This is a genomic window from Pseudomonas sp. GZD-209, assembly GCF_049310485.1.
Taxonomy (GTDB): domain Bacteria; phylum Pseudomonadota; class Gammaproteobacteria; order Pseudomonadales; family Pseudomonadaceae; genus Aquipseudomonas; species Aquipseudomonas sichuanensis.
This window is the reverse complement of the sequence record NZ_JBMOWQ010000083.1, coordinates 1-6079: the sequence shown is the minus strand read 5'-3', so window position 1 is coordinate 6079 and position 6079 is coordinate 1. Positions and strand designations below refer to the sequence as shown.

The window sequence follows — 6079 nt, the reverse complement described above, 5'->3', positions numbered from 1 at the left end:
CTATCGCGGCACAAGGCCGCTCCTACAGAGTTACGCGGTCTCCTGTAGGAGCGGCCTTGTGCCGCGAAAGGGCTGCACAGCAGCCCCAGATCAGCGAATGCCGATCAAACCCGCGAAGCGAACAGCTCCTGATGCTGCCGGCACTGCTCGGCAGTCAGCATGAACACCCCGTGCCCGCCGCGCTCGAACTCCAGCCAGGCAAAGTCCACCTCGGGGTACAACGCCTCGACATGCACCTGGCTGTTGCCCACTTCGACAATCAGCAAACCTTTCTCGGTCAGGTGGTCAGCCGCCTCGGCGAGCATGCGCCGCACCAGGTCCAGGCCGTCGTTGCCGCAGGCCAGGCCCAGTTCGGGTTCGTGGTGGTATTCGGCCGGCATGTCGGCGAAGTCTTCCGAGTCGACGTATGGCGGGTTCGACAGGATCAGGTCGAAGCGCTGCCCCGGCAGGCCGGCGAAGCCATCACCCTGCACGGTGTAGACCCGCGTATCCAGCCCGTGTCGCTCGATGTTCTGGTTGGCCACTTCCAGGGCGTCGAAGGACAGGTCGCCCAGCACCACCTCAGCCTCCTGGAACACCTCGGCAGCGACGATGCCGATGCAACCGGAGCCGGTGCACAGGTCGAGGATGCGCGCAGGTTCCGCCGCCAGCCACGGCTCGAAGCGTTTTTCGATCAGCTCGCCAATCGGTGAACGCGGCACCAGCACACGCTCATCGACGATGAACGACATACCGCAGAACCACGCCTCGCCCAGCAGGTAGGCGGTCGGTACCCGCTCTTCGATACGGCGCTTGAGCAAGTGCATCAGGCGCACCCGCTCGTCGTCCTCGAGTTGGCAGTCCAGGTAGCTGTCGGCCACCTCCCACGGCAGGTGCACGGCGCCGAGCACCAGCAGGCGGGCCTCGTCCCAGGCATTGTCGGCACCATGGCCGAAAAACAGCTCATGCTCATGGAAGCGGCTGACCGCCCAGCGGATATGGTCGCGCAGGGTGCGCAGGCGGGATGTGATCACGGACGACTCCTTTTCAGACAGGCCAAAAGTCTAACAGCCCACACCACACAAAAGCTCTCTCCGATAGCCGATTGGGTAGCCACAGGCCAGTAATCATGCCGCCTGCAATGTCAACCATTCACATTGGCGCCAAGGCAAGGGAGAATAGGTACACAAAAGCCCTACCCAAGGAGCCCTTGATGTCCGTTCCAACCACGATGTTCCGCCTCAGCGGCCGCGACTACCCGCCGGCAAAGCTGGGCCAAGCCAGCCTGATCGTCATCGACGCGCAAAAGGAGTACCTGAGCGGTCCGTTGGCGCTGTCGGGCATGGACGAGGCCGTGGCCAACATCGCCCGGTTGCTCGACGCTGCCCGCAAGGCCGGGCGCCCGATCATCCACGTTCGCCACCTGGGCACTGTCGGCGGCCTGTTCGACCCGCAGGGCGCGCGCGGCGAGTTCATCCCGGGCCTGGAGCCGCTGGCCGGTGAAACCATCATCGAAAAGCGCATGCCCAACGCCTTCAAGAACACCAAGCTGCACGAAACGCTGCAGGAGCTCGGTCACCTGGACCTGATCGTCTGCGGTTTCATGAGCCACTCCAGCGTCAGCACCACCGTACGCCGCGCCAAGGACTATGGTTATCGTTGCACCCTGGTGGAAGATGCCTCGGCGACCCGTGACCTGGCCTTCAAGGACGGGGTCATCCCGGCCGCACAGATCCATCAGTGCGAGATGGCCGTGATGGCCGACAACTTCGCCTGCGTGGCCCCTACCGCCAGCCTGGTCTGAGCCAGGCACCGCCCGGCGGACGGGCGGAACCCAAGGGCGGGCAGCAGGTCGAAACCCGGATCAGCGACACCAGATCCCGAGGAATTCGAATGAAGCTCAAAGGCAGTTTCGATGCCAGACGCCTACGCCAGCGCGAGCCGCGCAACTGGGGCGCGCGCCTGGCCGCCGCCTTCTCCGTCCTGCTGGCCACCCTGGGCATCCTGCTCGCCATGGCCGGCATCGCCGGCCTGCTGGGCAACTACCCTGCCCTCGCCGAACTCAATGCCAACCGCCCGCTCGCGGCCATACTGACGGTGGTCGGGCTGTTGCTGCTGTATGTCGGCGTGCGCTTCTGGCGCCGCAGCCGTATTCGCCTGCGCCGCGGGCGCGAGCTGAACCTGTCGCCGCATTTGATGAAAAAGCACGATTGACCCCCATCGCGGGGCAAGTCGCATCGGCGCACCGCCGCTCCCACGCTATAGGCCGTGGGAGCGGGCATACCCCGCGATGGCGTCGGCGAAGGCAACACAACCCTGCCCCACTCGCGTAAACTACGCCGCCCACGTGGAGGCACCATGCAAGACGACGATTTTTCCCTCTTCCGCAGCGAAGTGCGCGGGGTCAAGCAGATCAAGCACGACCGCGCCGAAGTCGGCAAAGCCAAGGCCGATCGCAAGCAACTGGCCGGCCTGCGCCAGGCGGCGACCATCCGCAGCGACCAGCCACTGGTGGTCGACGGACTGTCCGATCAGTTCGTCATCGACGTCGGCGCCGAAGACGAGCTGATGTGGCGCCGCGACGGCGTGCAGGAAGGCCAGATCCGCAAGCTCAAGCTCGGCCAGATCGCCTTCGAGGGCAGCCTCGACCTGCACGGCATGAGTGTGGAGAAAGCCCGCGAGATCCTCTGGGACTTCATCGCCGAGGCCACCAAGCTGGAAGTACGCTGCGTGCGCGTCACCCACGGCAAGGCCGCGCGTATCGACGGCAAGCGCCCGATGATCAAGAGCCACGTCAACACCTGGCTGCGCCAGCACCCGCAGGTGCTCGGCTTCGCCTCGTGCCAGGCCCGCCACGGTGGTACTGGCGCGGTGTATGTCATGCTCAAGCGAACCATGCTCGAAGGCCGCGACGAGTGACATCGCGCTTGCAGCAGCGCCGCCGCCGCCGTACCCTTCGCCTTTGCGAAATTTTCCACAGGTAGATCCATGTCCCTGGAACAGAACTACACCGAGATCCTCAGCCAACTGGGTGAGGACGTCTCCCGCGAGGGCCTGCTCGACACGCCCAAGCGGGCTGCAAAGGCCATGAAGTACCTTTGCCGCGGTTATGAGCAGACCCTGGAAGAAGTCACCAACAACGCGCTGTTCAGCTCCGACAACAGCGAAATGGTGCTGGTCCGGGACATCGAGCTGTATTCGATGTGCGAACACCACATGCTGCCGTTCATCGGCAAGGCTCATGTCGCCTACCTGCCCAAGGGCAAGGTACTGGGCCTGTCGAAAGTGGCGCGCATCGTCGACATGTTCGCCCGTCGCCTGCAGATCCAGGAAAACCTCAGCCGCCAGATCGCCGAGGCCGTGCAACAGGTCACCGGTGCCGCCGGCGTGGCCGTGGTCATCGAAGCCAAGCACATGTGCATGATGATGCGCGGTGTCGAGAAGCAGAACTCCACCATGCTCACCTCGGTGATGCTCGGCGAGTTCCGTGATAACGCCGCCACCCGCAGCGAGTTCCTCAGCCTGATCAAGTGATCGGCCTATGATCCGCAGCCGACCCCCAGGGGTCGGCTTTTTGTTTTGTGCGCCTCAACCAGATCAGGAGTCAGTCATGATCGTCAAAGCCCTGCGGGTCGGCCTCGGCCAGCTCATCGTGTTCGGCGACTGGATCAGCCGCCCGGCCAAGAAGAAGCGTGATGCCTCGGCCCAGGCGCGCGTTGAACAGGACGCCAAGGGCCTTGCCCTGTACCAGTTCCACGCCTGCCCGTTCTGCGTAAAAACCCGCCGTACCCTGCACCGCCTCAACGTGCCGGTGGCGCTGCGTGACGCCAAGAACGATGCCCAGCACCGCCAGGCGCTGCTCGAAGGCGGTGGCCGGGTGAAGGTGCCATGCCTGCGCATCGAAGAAGGCGACAAGGTGACCTGGATGTATGAGTCCAAGGACATCATTGCCTACCTGGACAAGCGCTTCGCTTAGAGGCTACAGGCCAGGGGGGGGGGGGGGGGGGGGGGACGGCGACCACACCAAAGGGAGGGGTTGGCACTCCCGCCCCCTGCCCAACCAGCCGGGGGAGCGGTTGCCCCCCGCGATAACTCAACTCAATCCACCATCGGCACATGGCGCGGATGGCTGGCCACGCGCTCTAGCCAGGCTTGCACTGCCGGATAGGCAGAAAGATCAAACCCGCCCTGGTGCGCCACATGGGTGTAGGCATACAACGCCACGTCGGCAATCGAATACTGGTCGCCTACCAGGTACGGCGTCATCTCCAGCTGCTTGTTCATCACCTTGAGCGCCTTGTAACCGCCCTTGTGCAGCCCCTTGTATTCCTCCAGTCGCTCGTCCGGCAGCCCCAGGTAGAACTGGATGAACCGCGCCACGGCAATATACGGCTCATGGCTGTACTGCTCGAAGAACTGCCATTGCAGCACCTGGGTGCGCAGGCGTGGCTCGCTGGGCAGGAACTCGCTGCCATCGGCGAGGAAGTTCAGGATGGCATTGGACTCCCACAGGCAAGCGCCATCCTCCAGCTTGAGTACCGGCACCTTGCCATTGGGGTTCATGGCCAGGAACTCGGGTGTTTCGGTCTCACCCTTGAGAATGTCCACCGCCTGCCACTCGTACGGGCGGCCCAGCAAGCTGAGCATCAGCTTGACCTTGTAGCAGTTGCCCGATTGGTAATCGCCATACACCTTGTACATCGCCCCTCCCCTTTCACGCAGTTGCAGAACCGTGGCCAATAGTTGGCGACTGTACGGCTAAATGCAATGCCTGCTGTATGGCAAGGATCAAGCCATGGCACGGTAGCCTGAAAAAAATGCTTACACCTGTACAAGGAATTCACCCTATGACCGATGCCACCACCGTGCCCCTGCGCCCGCTGGCAGACAGTTCCCCCTCGGCGGTAGTCGCCGGTTTCATCGCCATGCTCACCGGCTACACCAGCTCGCTGGTGCTGATGTTCCAGGCCGGCCAGGCGGCAGGCCTGACCAGCGCGCAGATCTCGTCGTGGATCTGGGCGCTGTCGATCGGCATGGCGGTGTGCAGCATCGGCCTGTCGCTGCGCTACCGCACGCCGATCACCGTGGCCTGGTCGACGCCCGGCGCGGCACTGCTGATCACCAGCCTCGGAGGCGTGAGCTACGGCGAGGCCATCGGCGCCTACATCACCTGCGCCGTGCTGGTGCTGATCTGCGGGCTCACCGGCAGCTTCGAACGGCTGGTCAGGCGCATTCCCGCGTCACTGGCCTCCGCCTTGCTGGCGGGCATCCTGTTCAAGATCGGCAGCGAGATCTTCGTCGCCGCCCAGCACCGTACCGTGCTGGTGCTGGGCATGTTCTTCAGTTACCTGCTGGTCAAGCGCCTGTCGCCGCGTTACTGCGTGCTGGCCGCGCTGCTGGTGGGCACCGCGCTGTCCGGCGCGCTGGGCCTGCTGGACTTCAGCGGCTTCCAGCTCGAGGTAGCCACCCCGGTGTGGACCACGCCCAGCTTCTCGCTGGCGGCGACCATCAGCATCGGCATCCCGTTGTTCGTGGTGGCGATGACCTCGCAGAACATGCCCGGGGTCGCCGTGCTGCGCGCCGATGGCTACCAGGTGCCGGCCTCGCCGCTGATCACGGCCACCGGCTTTGCTTCGCTGCTGCTGGCGCCGTTCGGTTCCCACGGGGTCAACCTGGCGGCCATCAGCGCGGCCATCTGCACCGGGCCGCACGCCCATGAAGACCCGCGCAAGCGCTACACCGCTGCGGTCTGGTGCGGGATCTTCTACGGTATCGCCGGTATCTTCGGCGCCACCCTGGCGGCGCTGTTCGGTGCCCTGCCCAAGGAGCTGGTGCTGTCGATCGCCGCGCTGGCGCTGTTCGGGTCGATCATGAATGGCCTGAGCGTGGCCATGGGCGAGCTTCGCGAGCGTGAGGCGGCACTGATCACCTTCATGGTGACGGCATCGGGGTTCACCCTGTTCTCGATCGGCTCGGCGTTCTGGGGGATTGTGGCGGGGGTGCTGACCTTGCTTATCCTCAGCCCGCGCAAGGGCTGACAACGCTATCGCGGGGGAAGACCACCCCCCCACCCAGGGGGGGGTGGGGGGGGGCTTTCTCT

8 protein-coding genes are annotated in these 6079 nt (G+C 64.6%); 6 read left to right on the top strand and 2 right to left on the bottom strand.

The window, feature by feature from the left end:
• Window positions 1–104: 104 nt before the first annotated feature.
• Window positions 105–1013: a 50S ribosomal protein L3 N(5)-glutamine methyltransferase gene (gene prmB / locus ACO6VM_RS11215; RefSeq protein ID WP_125463152.1), complete on the bottom strand. Its 909-nt coding sequence runs from the start codon at window positions 1011–1013 to the stop codon at window positions 105–107.
• Window positions 1014–1192: 179 nt separating this feature from the next.
• On the opposite strand from prmB, the gene ACO6VM_RS11210 reads away from it, so the two are divergent.
• From ACO6VM_RS11210 to ACO6VM_RS11190, 5 genes are all read left to right on the top strand, one after another.
• Window positions 1193–1783 (top strand): cysteine hydrolase family protein, encoded by a 591-nt coding sequence (locus ACO6VM_RS11210; protein WP_110992556.1) that lies wholly within the window; start codon window positions 1193–1195, stop codon window positions 1781–1783.
• Between the two features lie 89 nt (window positions 1784–1872).
• Window positions 1873–2193 (top strand): hypothetical protein, encoded by a 321-nt coding sequence (locus ACO6VM_RS11205; RefSeq protein WP_153786914.1) that lies wholly within the window; start codon window positions 1873–1875, stop codon window positions 2191–2193.
• Window positions 2194–2337: 144 nt separating this feature from the next.
• Window positions 2338–2898: a Smr/MutS family protein gene (locus ACO6VM_RS11200; RefSeq protein WP_110992554.1), complete on the top strand. Its 561-nt coding sequence runs from the start codon at window positions 2338–2340 to the stop codon at window positions 2896–2898.
• A gap of 69 nt (window positions 2899–2967) precedes the next feature.
• On the top strand, window positions 2968–3513 hold the full coding sequence (gene folE / locus ACO6VM_RS11195) for a GTP cyclohydrolase I FolE (RefSeq protein ID WP_110992553.1): 546 nt from the start codon (window positions 2968–2970) through the stop codon (window positions 3511–3513).
• A 76-nt stretch (window positions 3514–3589) separates the two neighbouring features.
• Window positions 3590–3955 (top strand): glutaredoxin family protein, encoded by a 366-nt coding sequence (locus tag ACO6VM_RS11190; RefSeq protein WP_401057767.1) that lies wholly within the window; start codon window positions 3590–3592, stop codon window positions 3953–3955.
• A gap of 122 nt (window positions 3956–4077) precedes the next feature.
• On the opposite strand, the gene ACO6VM_RS11185 is transcribed toward ACO6VM_RS11190, so the two are convergent.
• On the bottom strand, window positions 4078–4680 hold the full coding sequence (locus ACO6VM_RS11185) for a glutathione S-transferase family protein (RefSeq protein ID WP_422403253.1): 603 nt from the start codon (window positions 4678–4680) through the stop codon (window positions 4078–4080).
• A gap of 146 nt (window positions 4681–4826) precedes the next feature.
• Here ACO6VM_RS11185 and ACO6VM_RS11180 point away from each other — a divergent pair, with 146 nt between their 5' ends.
• Window positions 4827–6017, top strand: coding sequence for a benzoate/H(+) symporter BenE family transporter (locus ACO6VM_RS11180; RefSeq protein ID WP_422403252.1), 1191 nt, complete (start codon window positions 4827–4829; stop codon window positions 6015–6017).
• Window positions 6018–6079 lie beyond the last annotated feature (62 nt).

Excerpts from the sequence above, each read along its gene's own strand:
- ACO6VM_RS11205 (WP_153786914.1), top strand. The coding sequence starts at position 1,873 with ATGAAGCTCAAAGGCAGTTTCGATGCCAGACGCCTACGCCAGCGCGAG.
- ACO6VM_RS11180 (WP_422403252.1), top strand. The coding sequence starts at position 4,827 with ATGACCGATGCCACCACCGTGCCCCTGCGCCCGCTGGCAGACAGTTCC.
- ACO6VM_RS11190 (WP_401057767.1), top strand. The coding sequence starts at position 3,590 with ATGATCGTCAAAGCCCTGCGGGTCGGCCTCGGCCAGCTCATCGTGTTC.
- folE (WP_110992553.1), top strand. The coding sequence starts at position 2,968 with ATGTCCCTGGAACAGAACTACACCGAGATCCTCAGCCAACTGGGTGAG.
- ACO6VM_RS11210 (WP_110992556.1), top strand. The coding sequence starts at position 1,193 with ATGTCCGTTCCAACCACGATGTTCCGCCTCAGCGGCCGCGACTACCCG.
- ACO6VM_RS11185 (WP_422403253.1), bottom strand. The coding sequence starts at position 4,680 with ATGTACAAGGTGTATGGCGATTACCAATCGGGCAACTGCTACAAGGTC.
- ACO6VM_RS11200 (WP_110992554.1), top strand. The coding sequence starts at position 2,338 with ATGCAAGACGACGATTTTTCCCTCTTCCGCAGCGAAGTGCGCGGGGTC.